The organism is Vibrio tapetis subsp. tapetis (assembly GCF_900233005.1).
Classification (GTDB): Bacteria; Pseudomonadota; Gammaproteobacteria; order Enterobacterales; family Vibrionaceae; genus Vibrio; species Vibrio tapetis.
In genome coordinates this window covers 844970-866053 of record NZ_LT960611.1, presented here as the reverse complement: position 1 = coordinate 866053, position 21084 = coordinate 844970, and the positions used below count along the sequence as shown (strand labels likewise).

Here is a 21084-nt window from a genome sequence, read left to right as displayed (position 1 = left end):
GAAACTAGCAGGTTGTTTCATTTTATCTAAAGAGTTCATAGCCGACCAATTCAATTTCATGGGAACGTATCCAGTCAACCAACTGAGGGTTGGTTAAAAGGTTGAGTTCTGTTTCTCTCATTGATACATAACTGCTCAGAGAACGAAGTACTTTGTCGTCCCCATAGCCAGGGTGGCACATGTATTCAACGCAAGCGTTTGGCTTGTGAAGTTTATGCTTTAGTAAGCTGGCTTTGAATAACTCACTGTCTACGCCATGATCAAAAAAACTATAGTCAAAGGCGTCTGGTGTTTGGCTAGTTAATCCTTGCTGACCCTCAACGAAAAGATCAATTCGCCTGCAAGGCAAACCTGTTTCATTAGCAAGCGCAATAAAGGCCTCTCTCGTGGAAGGAAGAATGGCAGAAAAATGATGGCAATCTAGGTGGTTTATGTTCAAACCAGCCTGTAATGCTGCCTTATATTGGGCTTTGATTTCACCATATACTTGCTCTGTATCAACCTTTTCGAAGGTTTCGAGAGTCCGAATATGAAAGAACTGGCCTTGGTCATCGGTGAGGTTGGGGAGTTTATCGACAGAGGACAGTGGTGGTCCGGCAGTGAGGTTAAGATGAAGGCCAAGATCTTGGATCTTTTCGGATTTTACAAGCCTAATTGCGTCTTGTGTTCCCGGTTGATTCATCATAATCGTAGTAGAGCGGACAATGCCCGTTGTCATGGTTTTTAAGATAGCTTGATTGACTCGTTCAGTTAAACCGAAATCATCCGCATTCAATATTAGCTTCATATCAATACCAACAATGGACGTTATTTGGGGGCATAGACAACGATGATAAACCGTGTTCTCTGCCAATACTTGATATGTTACAGCAATCGTTAACTAATATTATTCCTGAGTCTCAAGAGTTTGATTGCGGTCACCACTTCTGAGTGTCATCATTTTAATTGCATGAAATTTCGTGCATTTTATCGATCCCAGTTGTCATTAACAACGGCACTATCTTATACGGGCACAATTTAATATGTACTTTTTCTTAACGTGATTTTATGTCGAGTGAGTACGCTCTTTTAATAATTATGAATCTGGTAAAAGGTGTCTATGCATTGGTGTTTTGTTGTCAACCCGATGGCGGGTGGTGGAAAGGCAAAAAGAAATTTGCCTCGCCTAACAGCCCTACTTAACGAGAATGTTATTGATTACATTATTACCGAAACAACCAAACCAAAGCACGGAGTTGAACTGGTTAAGGACTTAGCCTTGTCTGGCGAACGTTTGTTTGTTGCGGTAGGAGGTGACGGGAGCCTAAATGAAGTGTTACAGGGCATAGTCGAGTCTACACTTCCAATCGAGGAATTTACGCTCACGGTGCTGCCTTGGGGCTCTGGAAACGATTGGGCGCGATTCCATAAGATCCCACACCAGACAGAGAAATGGATATCGTTTTTTAAGCAGCAGCAAAGAGTGAAACACGATATTGGCATCGCATCATTCGGTGCGGATTTCGAGTCAAATCACGCGTTTATAAACCTGGCTGGCACTGGATTAGATTGCATGGTGTTACAAGAAATGGGGCAAGCCGCTGGTTTGTCATTTCGTTATTATTTAACCATGTTGCGGTGTTTACGCCGTTACAAAGCCGTTAACTTTAATGTGTCTTATGATGGAAGGCGATTTGAAACGCCTGCGTTAATGCTGATTCATTGCCTTGGAAGATATGGTGGTGCCGGAATGGATTTCGCGCCTGATGCAAACACCAATAATGGTAAATTTAACGGGCTATGTATCAAGGATATGACGTTTGTTCAACGCTTACTTGGGTTAAGATATCCACTAAATGGTTCAATAAATCAACATGATAGAGCTGAGAGTTATGTAAGCCGCGAAATTGAAATCAACAGTGATCGTGAATGGTACTTTGAGTGTGATGGCGAATTGATTGCGCCTTTACCAGCACGATTAACGATGCATCCACAAGCGCTCTGTGTTTTAAGCAACCTCTCTTAGTTTCATCTTCAATAGTTCTTCCCCCAACATATAAAGAAAAATCACTGTTCATTAAAACAGTGGTTTTTCTTGACAGCCCCTAGGATAGGGCTATTATTAATAGGTAAACCGTCAAGTTTGGAGGTGTACTATGTTGTGGGAAACACTAGAAAGAGTGAACCGACTGCGCAAAGAAGCGTTATCAAATCCTGAATTTGTGCAAGCGGCTAAAGAACACGAGCAAGCTGTTGAAGCTGAATCCCTTAACCAACCAACCACGCTGAAACGTAAAACCAAAAAACAGGGGCCAAAATCTTTGGCCGATATTTATCACCAGTCCGATTTCGGGTCTAACCCCGCGGGCTCTTCGCACTGATCCTATCACGCATATTTCGTGCGTACTCTCTTAACTGTCTGGCGTTGTCAGCTGTTTTGGCATCGCCACAGGCTTCACCTTGATAGAAAATATCTGGGCTGGAATAGGCTAAAATGACGTTTGATTCATAACTCATGACCGTACCGCTATCACCACACCGATAGGCGCGAGCATAGGGTTTTAAGTTTGCCTGTTTGTTTGCGTAAATTTGATTTAGCCAGATGTTTAGTGTGCCGCTTGTGTCTCTATGTTGCGCCCATGCTAGGTGACCAAGTTCGTGCTCTAGTGTAATCAGGTGTGCGTCCGCAGTTGCGATAAAGTAGTGGCTATTCACACTTGGGTTGGTCTCCCCGACAAAGCTAGGGTCACCATAATTGACTGGGCCGAGGAAGTTATCTTCCTCGGCCATGATTAACCCATAATAGTGGTTTGGATGGGAACGTATCTGATTGATCTCGTCTTTACCGACGACATTGAGTAACGCCTTATGGGATTGACCAATGTCATTGAAGGTTTGCTCAGTTAAGTCGATGTATTGTATTCGCGCTAACTTACGTGCCATCGGGACACATGAGTTGGTTAAGATTTGATTTGCGATTTCGATGGACTCATTAATATCACTTTCAATAACGGATTGACTGTAGGTATCCAATGCGGTTTTACTGACGTAAAAATGAATGTAGGTATCGATGACTTGCGTTTTGTCAGTAGACGCTAGGCATTGCGGTAGTTCTAAGCCGCCTTGACCTTTTTGACCAAATACAAACAGAACGACAGTAAATAACAGGCTCCCTATAATGGCCAAGGATTTTATTGATAGTCTCATTGAATTATTCTATAAAATACAAAGTGATATGCTACCAGTTTAATCTTTTCTTGTGGTGGTATTCTTATGGTGAATGTGTGATGGTGTTCGTACTTAGAATACAAAAAGCCGAAGTAATTGCTTCGGCTTGTTTTGTAAGTACCTGATTAATTAGTGATGGGTAATGTTTTTACTCGCTTTTTATCAAGCTGAGTCCGTGCGGTAGGGCATCACCAAAGACGCGTTTTGATTCACTTTCTGATAGATCTTTGACTTCTTCAACCAGTGATATCCAAGAATCAGAAGCTTTGCTCTGTTTTAATTTGTCGAGTACCTGTTGACGGTAATCGTCCGAAATATCAAATAAGCGATCGCCTGTTTTACGGCAAATCATGACGGTCGCAAATGCAATCATCGGTTCTTTTAACCAATTTTGTTCTAGCAGCTTTGGTAGCCATTGTTCGACTTGTTCACGTGGAATTACGCTATGTTGACTACCGTATAATGGTGTTCTTGATGCTAGGCGACCAAGTGCCCACCAATGAGCCTGTTCAAACTGGTTTTGATTAACGGCTTTACTCAAAAACCAAGTAGAAAGTAAAACTTTGTCGTCGACTTCTAAATGTTCAAGCGAAGCTGACAGGCGAACCATGGCTTCATAACCCTTGTCTTGAGCATCTTTAGCGGACTTAGGGTTTTTCATGGCTCCGGGATGAAGGTATTTGGCGATATCCCCCAGAATATTCTCTTGCTGCTCTTGGCTTAACCCTCCAGCAATACGGCGCCAAAACACCCACCAATCTGTCCAGCCTTGATGATTTTGAAACTGAATGCCTTGTTGATAAAGCGCCCATATCTGTTCCATTCGCCATGAATCGGTTGGATCGCCGAACCCCGGCCTCATAGCGAAACCGGCAAGACGCAACCAGTTCTTTTCATGTTGCTCAGAACGGCGACGGCGCTTTCTACCTTGGGAAAGTGAATCAAACAAATGGCGTAAGGTGGTAAAATCCCATTCCTCTCGTTTGCCTAATCGTTTTTCCAGATCTTTTGCCAAGGTTTTGATGGCTTTAGTATCGGCCGCGTTTTTGTTACCACTATACAAACTTGTGATTAAAGCTTTGGATTCCTCAAGGCGCGGGTGGTGGCTAACGTCATCATTTTCGTTTGTCTGTTGATTACGAACTTCAAACTCAAGCGCCCAACGCTTGCTATCGTCTTCAACGCTAACACATTCCATTTTAAGTGTGCCGACTTCAGTAAGCTGACACGCAAGCTGAACTTCCACTCGCTCTTTTTGATTAGCTTGAAGTTGGGTCTCGTCTGAACCATCTAGGGTAGAAATGTACGGTGGTAGCGGAGAAAAAATATCCGGTTCTACTTTTACCATCACACCGTTTTGTGCAGCAGTTTGGTCTGCTAGCTGGTCATGAGTTGATGTAAGCAGATTAAAGCGAACGGGCTCACCGAGTGTAAGAGAGAATCGGCGACCACTCAATCGTATTTCATGGCCTTCTTCAGTGCCTTTTGCAAGTAGGCACAGAGCGTGACCCATTTTATTTTTTTCCTGTAGATGCAGGAAGTAGGAACGAGCGACACCGCCTCCAATCTTAAGTTGGGCACCACGGCGAGCTTTGCCAAATGCAACAGCACCAAGAGCTACCGACCAATCTGGGTGAGGGTTATCTAATACGGTAACGTCTGTTCCACGCCACTTGCTCAATAGCGTTGTCATTCGATCTGTTACCAGATCACTGTTAAATACACCACCATTGAGTAGTAAGCCAACTGGAATTGCAGGGGAGGTAACATCGTCACTATTGAGTGCCGCGTGGCTGACTTGTTGGTGCGTGGTGAGGAATTCTGCAATGTGTTTACTTACCGCGGGATCAGCTACGTATGGTAGACCAAATTCTACGACGGCGCTGCGGCGCTTATCCGGGGTTTGTTCAAAATCGGAAAGAGGGAAAAAGCCATCAAGAGCAATGTTATGCACTTCTTGCTTGGTAAGGCCAACGCTTTTTGTGCCACCAAGTAGCTTTGAACCACTGCCTAACATGGTGATTTTAACTTCTTCAGGTGCGTTGCTTGAAAGCAGGTGTTCTTTTGCTTTGCGAGTCTGTTGAATAAGTTTGGTTAAACCTGCGGCATTGAGTTTCTTGTTTTGGCTAAAACGTTGCTCTGCTAGATGCGCAAGAGCCAAGTCGAGGTTGTCCCCACCCAGCATTAAGTGTTCACCAACGCCGATGCGGTTCAACCCGAGTTCGTCGTTATCGAACTTTGCTTCAATGAGGCTCAAATCCGTGGTACCGCCACCGACGTCACACACCAAAATCAGCGGTAACTCTTTTAGTTGTTCGGCGGCCGTTTGTTGGTGACGAGCATACCAATCGTAGCAGACGGCTTGAGGTTCCTCTAGTAAGACAATACTGCTTAAACCAGCCATTTTCGCCGCTTCTAGGGTGAACTTACGTGCCGTTTCATCAAACGATGCAGGAACCGTTACCACGACGTCTTGATCTTCGAGTTTATTACTAGGGTTTCGGTAGTTCCAAGATTGGCGGATGTGGTTTAAATAACTCGCACTAGCGACAACTGGAGATACTTTGTCTACATCATTTGCAGCAGCCCATGGCAAGATCTCAGATTCGCGGTCAACGCCTTGGTGAGAAAGCCAACTTTTCGCACTAGAAACTTGGCGTCCTTCTACTTTGGCTCCTAATTCACGAGCCCATTCACCGATAATAATGTTGGTTATATCACCCTCAACACCTTGTTGTTCCCAAGGTAAGGTAAGGTCAGAGGCTGACACTTGTGCTTGTGCTGGGTGATAGCGGAAAGAAGGCAATAAAGGCTTTCGTACCACTTCACCTGCGCCAATGAGCTGGTCTATGTCGAATAATGAAACGGGAGCGTGCTGTAGGTCATCAGAAATTTCACAAAAAGCGACCACAGTATTAGTAGTCCCAAGATCGATGCCGACCAGAAAACGAGGGGATGCCATAGGATAACCTCTAATAAAAACGGCACCCATTTGGATGCCGTTAAGGAGTTTATGAGTGTGCTTGTTCGTTCGTTGTATCTGTGTCCGTTGCGGTATCTTCACGCACATCAAATTCAACGTGCCATTTTTGACCGTTGTCTGAAGCAATGGCTTCTAAGTAGAGAGTGCCCAGTTCGGTTACCCGTGATGCAAGCGTTACTGGAACGACTTCACCTTCACGGCGCCCTTCAGAGATTGATAACGTTACTTGAATTTCAGGTAATTCATCAAGCTCTTCTGGGTTCCAATGATCAAGGTGAGTACCGGCTTCGTCTTCACGGCGTACGGTTGAACCAAAGAACTGGAAATGCACTGGTTGGCCGATGATCAAACCAAACTCTTGGCTAGGAACTTGAACGCTAGAACCTTCTTCCATACCAAAAGGGGCAACACACAATGCTTCCATTGGCGGTGCCATACCTGGGATTGCAGGCATCGCACTTTCAATACCCACGTAGTAGCTTGATGCAATACCACCACGAATACGAACACCTTGACCACGACGTACTGCGCCGTAGTAAGAAGCGCCGCTTGCAACAGCAAGATCCAAATCTAAGCCTGATAAGCGTTTTGCAGACTCAGAATCGGCCTCGATTAACCAGCTGTCGATGGTTTCAGATAAACGGTTCGCTAGTAGATCTGATTTAAGCACGCCGCCGTTAAATAATATGGCGGTTGGCTTAATGAAGTCTGCGGCTGGCGTGTTCGTATCCATCCCCGGCATACCAGGCATGTTTGCAAATGGGTTGAACTCTGGTGCAGGTGCAGCTTCGCCACCTAGCGCATTGGCTTGCTTAGAAAGGAAAGCCGCAATGTGACGGGTAATACCTGCATCTTGAGCATAAGGTAAGCCCATTTGGGTTAATGCGCCGCGAGTTTTTTGTACCGGGTGCTCAGTCACTGAAACTTTAGGGAAGAAGCCATCAACTAAAGTTTGCTGTACTTCTTGTTGGGTCAATTCTGTTTTAAGCGTCGCGCCTAATAATTTAGAACCACGACTTGGCACAACGATAGGGACGGCGTGTAGGTCGGCATCATTAAGTAGGGCTTCTTTTGCATCACGGCAAGCATGCGTCATTGCTTGCACTTGCCAAGGAGCCAGTTCTTTGCCTTCTTGCGCTAACTTCATTTTTAAACGATAGGCTAGAGCAAGATCCATGTTGTCGCCACCCAATAGGATGTGCTCACCAACCGCAATACGATTCAGAGTTAAGTTGCCTTCATCTTGGGTTACTTCAACCAAAGACAAATCCGTCGTACCGCCACCGACATCTACAACCAATACAATGTCGCCAACGTTTACTTCATCACGCCACGTGTCGTTGCTGTTATCGATCCAGCTATACAACGCCGCTTGAGGCTCTTCTAGTAGCGTAAGATGTGAAAATCCCACGTTACGAGCAGCTTCTGCGGTTAAATCGCGAGCGGCAGGATCAAAAGAAGCGGGTACCGTGATGGTGACATCTTGAGCGGAAAGAGGGTGCTCAGGGTGTTGATGATCCCAAGCTTCTTTCAAGTGTTGTAAGTAAAGCTCAGTGGCTTTAACTGGCGATACTTTTTCAACTTCTTCAGGGCTACCTTGAGGTAGAAATGCGTCACGACGATTCACACCCCCATGGCAAAGCCAAGATTTTGCGCTGGCGATCAGGCGAATCGGTGTTTTGCTACCAAGGTTACGGGCAATTGCGCCCACAAGAGCTTTAGGCTCACTTGACCAAGGGAGTACGCGAGAAGCTGAATTCATCTCATGTTCGTGCGGCTGGTATAGAAAAGAGCCTAATTGGCTGCGATCTTCTACGGTTCCAGGTCCCGTTAATTGAGGGATGGTCATCACTTGAACGCGAGCGTCTTCATTGGTGGTATCAACAAAAGAAAGTACGCAGTGAGTGGTACCTAAATCGATACCTACACTGTATTTCGTTTGGTTTTCTGAATTCATAGTGTTCTGGTTAGTGTCTTGCATAGTTTATTCTTCTTAATAGATGCTTCTGGTGCGCTATTACAGCTCTACTTCGGCTGGGGCGATCACAGATGCGTCGTAGTTTTCTGCCAGTTTTGGTAACGTCATCGAGGTGGCTTTCCACCCTTTATGTACCAGAGTGCCGTTAAATGGCGCATTGCCTGTTACATTGCCAATTAGGCGAATTTCTTGTGGGTTAAAGCCTTCTTCAACCGTGATGCGTGTTTCTTCGTCTTCACTACGAACGTGTGCAAGCTCAACATAATCGGCCAGTACTTTTTTGCCACCGGTGTGAATAACTCGCGCTGCTGCACCCACTTCTTCGTCTGAGAAAGAGGTCAGGTCTTCTTGCAAGAAATCAATTAAGCGAGCTTCTTGTTGCATGATAGAAAGCAATTGCATTGCAGAATCTGTGGTCGCAGTTGCAAGCTTAGACTCTACTTCAACGACTTTCTCAATAACCTTTTCAACTTCGACGACTTTCTCAACTTCGACGATTTTTTCTACTTGTTTCTCTACTTCAACAATTTTCTCTACTGGTTTCTCAACCACTTTTGATTTACGTGATACGGCAATAAGCAATAGCATAAAGCTTGATGCTGCCAAACCCGTGTGTAGCATGTCGAATGTTGTTGGAATTAAATTGATGTCAAAGTTCATAAATACGTTCTCTATCAGCAAGTGTGGCATGAGCCAATTGCATGCCTTGATATAGCGGAAATAGGGGCGAACTGTACCATATTCAAGGTGTCTAGCTCGAAGAATTATTGTACCAGAGGTTGCGATGTTCGCTCGTTAGCTGTTTTTTTAGGCAATGCTGGCTCTATTTTCTTCTATGGAAGAGTGGAATCACCAAATCCGATCAGTAATGACACGACTTTTAACCAATCAAACGCCTTAAGGCTGCGTTTCCGATTACGCTGAGGTAGAATGGCGGCGAAATGAAATAACAGGCAGTTTAAAGGCTGGAAATGAATTATAACCGTGTAGTGTGCTTTGATTTAGAAATGTGTTGCTGGAATGTCGATGGCGTTGGCACTACTGGGGAGATCATTGAAGTTGGCTTGGCTGAGATAGACCTTAAAAAAGGTGAAATAGTTAAGCGAGCGCAATACTACGTGAAGCCTGAACATGATGAAGTTTCTCTTTTTTGTGCGGAACTGACCGGCATCACGCCTCGTAAAGTTGAGAAGCAAGGTCGTCCTCTAGAAGAGGTGATGAAATCGATGGTTAAGAACTTTGGTGGTGCAAATAAAATCTACGCCGCTTGGGGACACGATGATTTCATTTTGGCCAAAGAGTGCGAACAAAAAGGGCTAGAGATGCCGTTTAAAGAGTTCGTCAATTTGGCAACGTTATTCCGTATGCAAAATCGCCTAAAAGAGAAACGAATTGGCCACCGCGCTGCACAAGAAAGCAAAAACATCGAGTGGGAAGGTCGGCAGCATTCTGGGTTTGTTGATGCCTACAACCTAGCAAAGTTAGCATTGACCATGTTGTAACACTTAATGCTAATGTAACGTATTGTTTATAAAGCCGAGAATTCATATTCTCGGCTTTTTTATATCGAGTCAAACTCAGGAAAGCGTACCTAATTTACTTTGTACCTAGGGCTTTACCGTAGATCACTGAGTACCGTTCGTGTTTATTGTGTGATACCTGCCAAAATTGTAAGCAATATGTAACATCCTTAATTTATAAATTGAGATCTGAGTTGGTTTTTTAACCAGGGTGAGCTCTTATTCTTTTAGCCGCGATAGAAATCGCGACATATAAAAAAGGTGGATACATGAAATATGGAATTTTATCCCTTGTTGGCGCAACGTTGTTGTCACAAAGTGCAATAGCGCAAGTAACAAATGGGGATTTTGAACAGTGGAGTGGAAGTACTCCGACTGGGTGGTCAACCATTGATAGTGGTATCAGTGTTTCACCCACGTCAGACCAAGTTAAAAGCGGAGGACTGTCTGCAAAAGTTGTTGTAAATACGGGCTCTCAAAGCAGTACTGATTTATTGCAATCACTCAGTGTAGAAAAAGGTAAGAGTTATGACTTCTCAGTTTCAGTATTCCATACTGAAGGTGGCGTTAAGGCTCGTTTATATGTTGATGGGTATCGCGATTACAGTGTGCCAAGCAAAGCCAATCAGTGGCAGGACGTTGCTTATCGCTATACCGCAACCGCGGATAAAAGTATCGTCGTAGGGCTGCGGTTTTACGATGTAAGCGGTTTTGATGGCTCCGAAGTGGTGTACTTAGATAACTTTCAGCCAACCAAAGCGGGCACAACTCCACCAACAGGGGAGACTTGCGGTCAGACAGAAGCAACGCTTACTCTCGTTACGGATCAATACGCTTCAGAAACCAGTTGGCTACTTAAAAATAGCCATGCTCAAGAACAGTATAGCGGTTCGGGTTACAGCAACAGTACCACGTACACTAAAGCCATGTGCCTAGGCGATGGCGACTACACTTTCGAAATTAATGACTCTTATGGCGATGGTATATGTTGTAGCTCTGGCGATGGCTCTTTCAAGATTGAAGTGGATGGCAAGTCGTTGGTTTCAGGGGGTGAGTTCCAAAAAACTCAGTCTTTAACGTTTAAAATCGGCGGAACGGGTCCGATAGATCCTGTCGAACCTCCAGTATTGGGCGACTACTATAAAGCGGCACAAGGTAAAACAGGTTTTGCATTGAAAACTGCGCTATATAGCGTCATTCGTGATCACAATAGTCAAGGTTATGGCAATATTTGGAATCTTGTAAAGACTGCTGATATTGATAGTTATTATGAAAAAGACGGCTCGATTTTGGATGTCTATTCAGAAAAGCCAGCAGGTTCGGATTCGGTGTCGTTTACCAAAGTGACTGACCAGTGTGGTCAGTACCGCCGAGAAGGTGACTGTTATAACCGTGAACATTCATTCCCTAAAAGTTGGTTTGGCGGCAAAGTTGAGCCAATGAACTCGGATGGCCATCATTTGTTCGCCACTGATGGTTACGTTAATTCCAAACGCAGTAATTGGCCATTTGGTGAGGTAGGTAGCGCAACTTACACCTCTAGCAATGGGTCGAAATTGGGTGCTGCTCGTTCAGATCTTGGTTATGCTGGAACGGTATTTGAACCGGTCGATGAGTTCAAAGGGGATTTTGCTCGTGCATACTTTTACATGGCAACTCGTTACGAGAATGCGATTGCTAATTGGGAAGGTAACAGTGATAGCGCGAATGCCGTACTCAATGGAACGAACACTACGGTATTCGAACCTTGGCTACTCACAATGCTTAAACAGTGGCACAAAGCTGATCCTGTCAGTCAAAAAGAAATTGATCGCAACCAGGCCGTATTCAATTTCCAAGGTAACCGTAATCCTTATATCGATCATCCTGAATTTGTAAGCGCAATTTGGGGGCAATGATAGAGTAATCTCCAAAGACTCATTTACTGAAACCTCAAGGCTCTTGTCTTGGGGTTTTTTCGTTTTTTGCTCGTGTGAAGCCATTCCCATTTATCATGGATTGTTATCCCCTTGATTTGATAAGTCACTTACTGGCTATTGTTTATTCCTAACTAATTTATTGAACTAGTGATTTGTGCCGTAAAAATGTTTCGTAATGGGAATTTATGTGGTTTTTGTGAGCGGGTGTGAGATTTTTGATATTCATTTTATGAATAAAATATGGGTTTTGTTGACTTTTATCTAATGCCTGAGGTTTCATAGTTACCGTGTTCAAATTATGGTTTTAGTTTTTGTGGCGACATGAGCCTATATGGTTGATGGATTTTGCTAACACTAAAGCAATGTTGATTTTTTAAAACGCTCTCTCAGAGACACAAAAAGGAATTTGTATGACCAAGTTTAAACTTTTACCACTGGCTGCGATGATGGCCGCTTCATTTGCCGTTGCAGACGAAGTGAAGGTGTTTAAATTCTCTGACAATGGTACACCAACAACGTTTGATACTGTTCAGTCTGGCACCAAGTACAGTAATACGATTGTTACGGCCGTATACGACACCTTATATGAATACAAATATCTTAACTCTCCTTACGAGCTGAAACCGAGTCTTGCTACGGGGATGCCAGAGGTTTCTGAAGACGGCTTGACGTATACAATCAAAATCAAGCAAGGGGTTACGTTCATTGATGATGAAGCGTTTAAAGATGGTAAAGGCCGTGAATTGATCGCGAGTGACTTTGTTTATTCCGTTAAACGCCATTTTGATCCGGCAAACCGTTCTCAAGGTTCTTGGTTATGGGCCGGTAAAATTGCAGGCTTAGATCAATGGAAGAAAGACGGAGCCGATTACAGTAAGCCTGTTGAGGGTTTAAAAGCACTCGATGACTATACAATTCAAATTACACTGACAAAACCATACCCGCAACTGACGTACACACTAGCAATGGGTTATGCAGGAGTCGTTCCTGTAGAAGCCGTTGAAAAGTATGGCCGTGAATTTTCAGTTCACCCAGTGGGCAGTGGCCCTTACAAATTGATTTCTCATAACAGTACCAAAACGGTTCTTGAGAAAAACCCAAGTTACCGACATGAAGTGTTCAGCCTTGAAAAAGAAGGTTACGATCCTGTCGTGCATGGCGGTACAGGCATCGCAGAGCTCGAGGGGAAGACCCTCCCAATTGTTGACCGAATTGAAGCGAACTGGATCAAGCAAGCATCGGCTCGTTGGAATTCCTTTACTAAAGGTAATGAGATTGTAAATTCATCTTTGCAGAATGAACAACTTGATACGGTTTTAGAATCAAAACACCCAGTAAAACTAAAGCCTGAGTATGCGGATAAGTACCACTTCCGCGCATCAACTGAGCCTGGCTTTGTCTACAACGTGTTCAATTTTGACGATGAGTATTTTGGCCATTCCGATGATGCAAAGACCAATGCTCAAAACAAAGCACTTCGTTGTTCCATTATTAAGTCGTTCAGCTGGCCTGAGCGTGTTTCTCGTTTTTACCTCGGCTTAGGTAACGCCTACCCAGGTTTTATCGTCCCGGGGACAGATGGCTTTGATCCAAATATGGACAAAACGTCCATTACGCAAGATTTAGCGGGTGCTAAAGCATTATTGAAAGAGAACGGTTGGAATGCTAAAAACTTGCCAGTGCTGTATTACCCATCGGTTTCCAGTGTTCGTGCTAAGCAGTTCTTTGAACAATTTCGCGGTAACTTGACCAAGATTGGTTATCCGAAGAAGAAAATCAAATTCAAATCTTACGCAACATTTGGTGACTACAACCGTGATGTGAAGAACAGCAAAACGCAGATGATCAGTATGGCTTGGGGGCTAGATTACCCAGATGCGGAAAATACACTGCAATTGTACTATGGGCCAAACCGTTCTCCAGGCTCAAACAGTGCTAACTACAACAACCCGAAATACAACGAACTATTTGAAAAAGCGTCTGTGATGCAACCAAGTCCTGAACGTACGACGATTTACAAAGAATTGAATCAGATTCTAGTGGATGATTGCGTCGGTATCAGTGGCTTCTCTCGTACTGGTATTCAAGTTTGGCACAAGGAAGCAATCATGTGGCCTCAACGCGACATCATCGGAAATTACTTTAAATACGTTGATGTGAAGTAGCGAATAGGTAGGACGAAAACAACATGGAAACGTTGAAATATTGCATCCGAAAATTGATTTATAGCATGCCACTTTTACTTGGCGTTACGTTGATCAGTTTTGTATTAATGGTCTATTTCGGGCCTGATAAAACCTATGATTTGTTAGGTAGAAACCCAACTGTTGAAGAGATCAATGAGATTCGTCACCAGCTAGGTTACGACAAAACATTCTTTGTACGTTATATGGAGTACTTGCATCAAGTGATCACCTTTGACTTCGGCTATTCCGATTCAAGTGGTGAAAAGGTAACGAGCATTCTGAGTAAAACGATCCCAGTGTCTTTGGCTCTGGTATTGCCTGGTTTTGTATTGGGTCATGTGATCAGTATTGCTCTAGGGTTGTTTGCTGCCCAGCATCGAGGGACGTGGCTAGACAAAATAATCATGTCTAGCTCTGTTGTTGGTATGAGCATTTCGTACTTGATTGTTATTATCGCATTGCAGTTGATCTTCTGTTCCAGTTACGGGCTTAACCTCTTCCCAGTGTACGGCTGGGATGTGAGCTCCCTTTCGGACTACCTGTATTACATTACTGTCCCAACCATGTGTTCCGTATTTGTTTCGGTTGGTTATAGCACGAGATTTTATCGAGCTATCATTGTTGAAGAAACAACACGAGATCACATTCGAACTGCGAAAGCCTTTGGTCACAACCCAACCATGATTTTGCTTAAGCATGTCTTGAAAAACGCCATGATTCCAATCATTACCCGTATTGTATTTTCGATCCCATTCGTGGTGATTGGCGGGTCATTGTTGCTGGAAAGTTACTTTGGTATTCCGGGTATAGGGTTAATCACATACGATGCCATCACAACCGGTGACTTACCGGTTTTGAAGGCCGTGATTGTGTTAATTACTGTTTTGTTTATCGGCGTCGTCAGTGTTGTAGACGTGCTTTACAAAATGGTTGATCCGCGTATTTCATTAAAGTAGGGACATTTTTATGACGGATATACTCAATGTTGAGCCAGTAGAAAAACCGCTCAAACGTGAATCTCTGTGGAGTAAAGCTCTTCAAAAGTTCAAACGAGATCGCCTAGGTATGGTGAGCCTCTTTGTTGTCAGTGCGTATTTTGCTATCGCTATTTTGGTCTGGAGCGGCTTAATTGCCCAGCAATGGGACGAGCTACTCGCAAGCGGTCAAATGGGGCCAACGGCCGAATATTGGTTTGGCACGACGATTAACGGGCAAGACATATTTCAACGAGCCATCTACAGCACTAAAACTGCTTTTGAGGTTGGCCTGATTGTGGCTTTGTTCGCCACTTCCATTGGCGCGATCGCGGGTTCGTTCATGGGATATTATTCAGGTACGGTGTTAGATGAATTTGTCTTATGGATAATGAACAGTATTGATTGTGTACCGTATTTCTTATTGGTTGCCGCTATTGCAGTCGCGCTTGATGGGAACCCTTACTCCATGCACATCGCTATGATGTTTGCATTTTGGACAGGCACTGCGAGGGTCGTACGTGGCGAAGTCATCAAGCTTAAGAACATGGAATTTACCGAAGCGGCGCACTCGTTAGGGGTTCCGACCTACAAAATCATCTTTAAGCATTTAATGCCCAATACAACACACATTTTGTTGGTTGAAATGACGTTGCTCTTTATCACTGCAATTAAGAGTGAAGTGATCTTGAGCTTTTTAGGCTTAGGTATTAAAGACAGCATTAGCTGGGGCTTAATGATTTCTGAAGCAAGCGGCGAAGTGACGGCGGGCCATTTCAGTAACTTCTTTGCCGCTTCAGGCATGCTGTTTGTGTTGGTTTTGGCGTTCAATATGTTTTCTGATTCTCTGCAAGATGCACTAGACCCAAGGAAGGTTTGATCATGTCTCAGTATGAACCCTTATTAAAGGTCGACAACTTAACGGTTGAGTTCAAAACCGATAAAGGCGTTGTTAGAGCCATCAATGGAGCAAGTTTCAACGTAATGCCGGGGGAAACCATTGGTATTGTGGGTGAGTCGGGTTGTGGTAAGTCGGTGAGTTCGCTGTCTATCATGGGGTTAGTGCCATCACCACCTGGCAAGATCGTTGATGGAAGTATTCAATTTAAAGGACGCGAGCTAATAGGGCTGAGCGAAAAGGAATATCGCAAGATCCGCGGTAACGATATCTCGATGATATTCCAAGAGCCGATGACCGCACTTAACCCTGTTTTGAAGATCAGCACTCAAATGGTGGATGTGATCCGTAACCATAACAAAGTGTCTAAAGCTGAAGCGAAAGAGCGTGCCATTGACATGCTAAGAACCGTTGGCATTCCGGCACCAGAGCAACGTGTTAACGAGTACCCTCACCAGCTTTCTGGCGGCATGCGTCAGCGAGTGATGATTGCTATGGCGCTCTCGTGTAAGCCATCACTGTTACTGGCTGATGAGCCGACGACAGCGCTAGATGTGACCATTCAAGCGCAAGTGATGAAAGAGATGGTGCGCCTGCAAAAAGAGCTGAATATGGCCGTTGTACTCGTGACCCATGATTTGGGTGTGGTTGCCGAGTCTTGCAAACGCGTGGTGGTGATGTATTGCGGTGAAGTCATCGAACAAGGACGAGTTGAGGATATTTTTGCCAACCCTAAGCACCCATATACGCAAGGCCTCTTGAAATCTATCCCTATTGTGCGGGATAAGAAAATACCACGTCTTCCGACAATTGAAGGGGTAGTCCCAGATTTATTCCATTTACCAAATGGCTGCCGTTTTGCGGATCGCTGTGAAAAAATCTCTGCTCACTGCCAGCAAAGTTCGCCTAAATTATTGGGTGAGACTGAGCATCAAGTAGCGTGTTTTAACTATGACGATCAACGCCAACGGGTAGGAGCCATGTCATGACCGATGTTCTATTAGAAGTTTCTGGGTTAAAAAAGCACTTTACCGTGGGTAAGAGTTTCTTTAAGCGTAATAAAGGGCTGTGTAAAGCGGTTGATGATGTGAGCTTTAAGATTGAAAAAGGCAAAACTCTAGGGTTAGTTGGCGAGTCGGGTTGCGGTAAATCGACATTAGGTCGCTGTGTTCTTCGTCTATTAGAGCCTACATCTGGCAGCGTGAAAATTAACGGTCAGAATGTGGTCGACTTAGACGCAAAGAGTTTAAAAGCGCTTCGCAAAGATATGCAGATAATCTTTCAAGACCCGTTTGCCTCGTTAAGCCCTAGAATGACCATTCATGACATATTACGTGAGCCTTTAGATACCCACGAAGTCGGTACGATAGAAGAACGGGAAGCAAAAATAGCCGAAGTCATGGCCATTGTTGGATTGCGGCCTCAAGCGCTAAATCGTTACCCTCATGAGTTTTCTGGCGGTCAAAGACAGAGGGTAGGCATCGCCAGGGCTTTGGTACTAGAGCCTAAGTTTATTGTTGCAGATGAGCCTGTTTCCGCATTAGATGTGTCAGTTCAAGCACAAGTACTTAATTTAATTGCAGAGTTGCAAGAGAAGAAAGGTATTTCGTTCTTGTTTATTGCTCATGATTTGGCGGTCGTTCAACATATTTGTGACGAAGTAGGGGTGATGTACCTTGGTCGTATGGTAGAGAAAGCACCAGCCGAAGAGCTATACCGAAACCCCAAGCACCCGTATACGCAAGCTTTGTTGTCGGCGATTCCTGTGCCTGATCCAACCATAGTATCCGAGACGATTCCATTAGAAGGAGACGTGCCATCACCGCTTGCCCCACCAAGTGGCTGTACGTTTAGAACTCGCTGTAAACAAGCAACCACCCGATGCAGTAAAGAAGTGCCTCAAGTGCACAACCTTGGTGACAATGGTATTGAACATCTTGTTACTTGCCATCTGTTTGCTGATTGATGCTAATTATGAAGTAACCTGTTAACTTCCAGCCTCATTTGCCATCAAATGGGGCTGTTTTAAATCTGTCTTTCAACATTTGTGTGTATTGATTTTGGATGTCTAACCGGTAACTTGCAATTTGGCTCGGATAAATTCGGCGTGATCAACATACAACAGCTCGGCGACTTTGCGGATAACCGCTTCTTCCATTGGATCCAGTTCACCATCAGAATAAGCGACTTGCCACATAGCTTTAACGATAGAGAAACGTTCTTCTTGTTCTAAGTGTCTTAACTGAGAGGTGAAGTCATACAGTGATGCGGAGTTCTCTGACTGTTCAATGGCAGCTTCCAGCAAGACTTTAGCTTTAGATTCATCCACCTCTAACACTTTCATTAACATGGATATTTTTGCTTCTTGCTCTAATTTTCCAACATTATGATCAGCGTTAGCTACCTCACAAAATAGCGACGCAATCGCAAGGTCTGGGTTTGATTTGTCACTTGCAGAGAGATCTTGCCCCTCTACCAGTTGCTTGAATATTTTGGATAGTACGCCAATCATGTGGACTCTCTTATTGGTAAACATCTATTTACATAAATAGTGTTCATTGGCGATAAAAACAAGGCTTGTTCGGGTTTCTTACATTCAATTTACAAACGATGTGTTCGATATTGCTCGATAAATCAGGAAGCTGCCGATAGAATACAGGCCTATTTCGCCGAGGTGATGAGCATGGAATCGACAACATTAATTGCTATGGGGCTTATTTTTCTTGGCTCATTTGTTCAAAGTGCTATTGGGTTTGGTTTGGCTATTGTGGCCGCACCACTTTTGTTCTTGATTTCTCCGTTATATGTTCCGGCTCCTATCTGCCTTGTCGCGCTGTTTATTTCTCTGCTTAACGCATATAAGCACAAATCGAATGTGTCTCTCGGCGGGTTAAAAGCGGCGATTATAGGCCGTGTTCCGGGTTCCATTGCTGGAGGGGCACTACTTTTATACGTCTCGGTCTCCAGTTTGTCATTGTGGCTTGGTATTTTCGTGTTGATGGCGGTTGCGGTGAGTTTGCTGCCGTTTCGAATTGAACCCACGCCTATGCGAATGGGCATCGCCGGGTTCTTTTCTGGTTTTATGGGCACAAGTTCCAGTATCGGTGGGCCGCCGATGGCATTGCTACTTCAACACCAAGATGCGAACGCACTGCGTGGTAATCTTTCCGCGTTCTTTGTTTTCAGCTCTATTATTTCTCTTATTGTGCAGATCCCAATCGGTTTTTTAACTTGGCAACATGTTGAACTCACGATTCCGCTGATCCCTGCGGCTTGGTTAGGCTACTTTTTGGCAAGCAAGTGTGTGGATCGTTTTTCGAAAAACTGGATTCGTTACGGAGCGTTGGTATTGTGCGCAGTGAGTGGCGTTGGCGCTATTTGGCAGGCGGTTTAAGTTTGGTTAAAGACTAAAGACTAAAGACTAAAGACTAAAGACTAAAGACTAAACGATAAGATCTAGAGATGGGCTGATTGATCGTTGCAATAAAAATAGGAAGCACTTGGCTTCCTTTTTTTTCGCTAATTAACGTTTATCAATGTTGACTGGCGTCTTCTTCTAGGATTTCTATCACATCAGAAGAGGAGTTTTCATGGCTGATGAGCAGTAGGGTGAGTAAAGCATCCGCTTTAACATCGATGTCATCAGACTCACTGATCAGTTGTACAATTTTGTCTTTGAGCATAGTGACTTCATGTTCGACAAAACCTCGGGCTTCGATCTCGCCCCCAACATCTTCTGGCTGATTGTCAAATTCAAGAAATAGGAAATCGCCGTCTTGCTTAGTAGAAAGCAAACGTTCTGGTAGCCATTCTTCTCCAGTAACGACGTCAAGGTCTAGGTCACTTGGAAGATTCTTAAGTAATTTTAATAATTCCGATACTTTCACAATGATTTTTTATATTATACGTCGCTATATACGTTATTGTAGCGGCAAAGTGGCGAGCATCTTAAAGTAAATTGCTCTTTTTAGCTATATATCTTGATATAAGAATCAATTAGTTTTCTTTCGTCTTCGAAACTTCAATTTGTCACCGTTAAACATGAGTATTGGCATCCATGCTTTTTAATAAACAGCTTCTTGAACAACCGCTTCTTTCTAAGCCTATTATAACGCTTTGCGCTATTTCAGCTCTGTCATCCTCTTTTGCATTTGCGCAATCTGAGCAGGAATGGGGACTAAGCGCCGCTTATCGTTCTGCCTCCCTTGTTCATGATTTTCCGGGCACCTCAGATACATCGGTAAGCACGTTTGTTCCTATGTTTTATTATCAGGGCGAGCGCTTTTACATGGATGGATTGGAAGGTGGTGCGCATCTATACCAACAAGATGATTGGCAAGTAAACGCATTTACTCGCTTACGTTTTGTTGATTTACCTGCATCCAAACAAAATGAGTTTGGCGGAGACGTGTTTGATTTGGGTATGCAGTATCGCCACAACATGGATGAGTTTTGGTATACCGATGTGGAAGTGCTAAGTGATAGCCATGGGCGATTTCACGGTAACGTCAAAGCAACGGCCGAGTACTTAACTGAAAGCTGGGACTTTAAGCCGAGTATTCAGATGCGCTACAAAACGGCTGATTTCAATTCTCAATATTACGCGGCAGAAAGTTTAACAGGGGAGAGAATCGGTGGTGGCGTCGATTTCAAAATGGGCTTTGAGGCTCGTTATCATGTGACTTCTAATTTGTATCTAATGGGTTCTGCTTTCGCTACTCGTTTAGATGGCGCCGCTTATGGTGCAAGTACCGTAAATGAGCAATGGGCAAGTGAGTATTTTGTCGGCTTTGGTTTTTCTAACGACAACAGCGTACCGAGAAAGTCAGAGATCGGTGCAAAACCGTATATGAGAATTGCTCAAGGTTTTGCTACCCCATCGGACATGGGCGATATCTTCCAAGGCAAGGGCGAATCGGATCCAAATAATAACAAAATGACGTCGTTCTTTTATGGTCATCCACTGACTGACGAATTGTTCGGCCTGCCGTTAGACGTTTACTTAACACCAGGCGTGGCATGGCATTGGCAAAGTGATACTCAGAAATCGAGCCCAGAATACGTTGTGGCTATCAAAGCGTACTACACATTTGATTGGCCGGTACGTTGGAAATTCGGTGTGGCAGAAGGTGTTTCGTATGTTCAGCACCCAACCTATATTGAAAGTAGTGAACTTGAGAAAAAAGAGTACGCTAATGGCAGCCCTTTGATGAACTACCTTGATATATCTTTTGATATCAACGTGGGTGACATCGTAGGTAAGTCAGATTGGGAAAACATGTGGATTGGTTACTCTCTGCATCACCGTTCGTCTATCTTTGAAAAGGCTTCTCAGTTTGGCCGTATTAAAGGTGGCAGTAACTACAACACGGTTTACTTGCAGTACGATTTTTAGTTGGTTCAATAAAAACGTCTTATC

Annotated in this window: 18 protein-coding genes; 11 read left to right on the top strand and 7 right to left on the bottom strand. The window is 44.1% G+C overall.

Annotation, left to right across the window (positions count from 1 at the left end; genetic code table 11):
- Positions 1-22: 22 nt before the first annotated feature.
- The gene (locus tag VTAP4600_RS03885) at positions 23-787 is read right to left on the bottom strand and encodes a carbohydrate deacetylase (RefSeq protein WP_102521592.1); all 765 of its coding nucleotides are present in this window, start codon (positions 785-787) and stop codon (positions 23-25) included.
- A gap of 312 nt (positions 788-1099) precedes the next feature.
- Here VTAP4600_RS03885 and VTAP4600_RS03880 point away from each other — a divergent pair, with 312 nt between their 5' ends.
- Together VTAP4600_RS03880 and VTAP4600_RS03875 are read left to right on the top strand one after the other, a co-directional pair.
- On the top strand, positions 1100-2005 hold the full coding sequence (locus VTAP4600_RS03880; RefSeq protein WP_102521591.1) for a diacylglycerol/lipid kinase family protein: 906 nt from the start codon (positions 1100-1102) through the stop codon (positions 2003-2005).
- Positions 2006-2135: 130 nt separating this feature from the next.
- Positions 2136-2360 carry a hypothetical protein gene (locus VTAP4600_RS03875; protein WP_102521590.1) on the top strand — a complete coding sequence of 75 codons (225 nt, stop codon included), beginning with the start codon at positions 2136-2138 and terminating at the stop codon, positions 2358-2360.
- Here VTAP4600_RS03875 and VTAP4600_RS03870 read toward each other — a convergent pair.
- The 4 genes from VTAP4600_RS03870 to VTAP4600_RS03855 form a co-directional block, all read right to left on the bottom strand.
- Positions 2335-3186, bottom strand: coding sequence for a hypothetical protein (locus tag VTAP4600_RS03870; RefSeq protein ID WP_102521589.1), 852 nt, complete (start codon positions 3184-3186; stop codon positions 2335-2337). The two genes, VTAP4600_RS03875 and VTAP4600_RS03870, sit on opposite strands and share 26 nt — an antisense overlap.
- Before the next feature lie 169 nt (positions 3187-3355).
- Positions 3356-6169 carry an Hsp70 family protein gene (locus VTAP4600_RS03865; RefSeq protein WP_102523891.1) on the bottom strand — a complete coding sequence of 938 codons (2814 nt, stop codon included), beginning with the start codon at positions 6167-6169 and terminating at the stop codon, positions 3356-3358.
- Positions 6170-6218: 49 nt separating this feature from the next.
- Complete coding sequence (locus VTAP4600_RS03860) at positions 6219-8171, bottom strand: Hsp70 family protein (protein WP_231897861.1); 1953 nt, start codon at positions 8169-8171, stop codon at positions 6219-6221.
- Positions 8172-8207: 36 nt separating this feature from the next.
- A complete protein-coding gene (locus VTAP4600_RS03855; RefSeq protein WP_102521588.1) occupies positions 8208-8828 on the bottom strand; it encodes a DUF2760 domain-containing protein in 621 nt (206 codons plus the stop codon).
- 311 nt (positions 8829-9139) lie between these two features.
- On the opposite strand from VTAP4600_RS03855, the gene VTAP4600_RS03850 reads away from it, so the two are divergent.
- The 7 genes from VTAP4600_RS03850 to VTAP4600_RS03820 all read left to right on the top strand — a co-directional run bounded on the left by VTAP4600_RS03850 (position 9140) and on the right by VTAP4600_RS03820 (position 17631).
- The gene (locus tag VTAP4600_RS03850) at positions 9140-9670 is read left to right on the top strand and encodes a 3'-5' exonuclease (RefSeq protein WP_102521587.1); all 531 of its coding nucleotides are present in this window, start codon (positions 9140-9142) and stop codon (positions 9668-9670) included.
- Positions 9671-9957: 287 nt separating this feature from the next.
- Positions 9958-11586: an endonuclease gene (locus VTAP4600_RS03845; protein ID WP_102521586.1), complete on the top strand. Its 1629-nt coding sequence runs from the start codon at positions 9958-9960 to the stop codon at positions 11584-11586.
- A gap of 431 nt (positions 11587-12017) precedes the next feature.
- Positions 12018-13772, top strand: a complete 1755-nt coding sequence (locus tag VTAP4600_RS03840) for an ABC transporter substrate-binding protein (protein WP_102521585.1) — start codon at positions 12018-12020, stop codon at positions 13770-13772.
- Positions 13773-13795: 23 nt separating this feature from the next.
- Positions 13796-14749 carry an ABC transporter permease gene (locus VTAP4600_RS03835; RefSeq protein WP_102521584.1) on the top strand — a complete coding sequence of 318 codons (954 nt, stop codon included), beginning with the start codon at positions 13796-13798 and terminating at the stop codon, positions 14747-14749.
- 10 nt (positions 14750-14759) lie between these two features.
- Positions 14760-15647 carry an ABC transporter permease gene (locus tag VTAP4600_RS03830; RefSeq protein ID WP_102521583.1) on the top strand — a complete coding sequence of 296 codons (888 nt, stop codon included), beginning with the start codon at positions 14760-14762 and terminating at the stop codon, positions 15645-15647.
- A gap of 2 nt (positions 15648-15649) precedes the next feature.
- Positions 15650-16654 carry an ABC transporter ATP-binding protein gene (locus VTAP4600_RS03825; protein WP_102521582.1) on the top strand — a complete coding sequence of 335 codons (1005 nt, stop codon included), beginning with the start codon at positions 15650-15652 and terminating at the stop codon, positions 16652-16654.
- On the top strand, positions 16651-17631 hold the full coding sequence (locus VTAP4600_RS03820; protein ID WP_102521581.1) for an ABC transporter ATP-binding protein: 981 nt from the start codon (positions 16651-16653) through the stop codon (positions 17629-17631). The genes VTAP4600_RS03825 and VTAP4600_RS03820 overlap by 4 nt, the downstream gene beginning before the upstream one ends.
- 102 nt (positions 17632-17733) lie before the next feature.
- On the opposite strand, the gene VTAP4600_RS03815 is transcribed toward VTAP4600_RS03820, so the two are convergent.
- Entirely contained in the window at positions 17734-18177 is a 444-nt protein-coding gene (locus VTAP4600_RS03815; RefSeq protein WP_102521580.1) for a tellurite resistance TerB family protein, read from the bottom strand.
- 171 nt (positions 18178-18348) lie between these two features.
- Here VTAP4600_RS03815 and VTAP4600_RS03810 point away from each other — a divergent pair, with 171 nt between their 5' ends.
- Positions 18349-19059, top strand: a complete 711-nt coding sequence (locus tag VTAP4600_RS03810; protein WP_415239673.1) for a sulfite exporter TauE/SafE family protein — start codon at positions 18349-18351, stop codon at positions 19057-19059.
- 139 nt (positions 19060-19198) lie between these two features.
- Here the strand turns inward: VTAP4600_RS03810 and VTAP4600_RS03805 are convergent, their stop codons facing one another.
- Positions 19199-19552 (bottom strand): VC1380 family protein, encoded by a 354-nt coding sequence (locus VTAP4600_RS03805; RefSeq protein ID WP_102521578.1) that lies wholly within the window; start codon positions 19550-19552, stop codon positions 19199-19201.
- A gap of 170 nt (positions 19553-19722) precedes the next feature.
- Between VTAP4600_RS03805 and VTAP4600_RS03800 the strand changes: the two genes are divergently transcribed.
- Positions 19723-21060, top strand: a complete 1338-nt coding sequence (locus tag VTAP4600_RS03800) for a MipA/OmpV family protein (RefSeq protein ID WP_102521577.1) — start codon at positions 19723-19725, stop codon at positions 21058-21060.
- Positions 21061-21084: the final 24 nt, after the last annotated feature.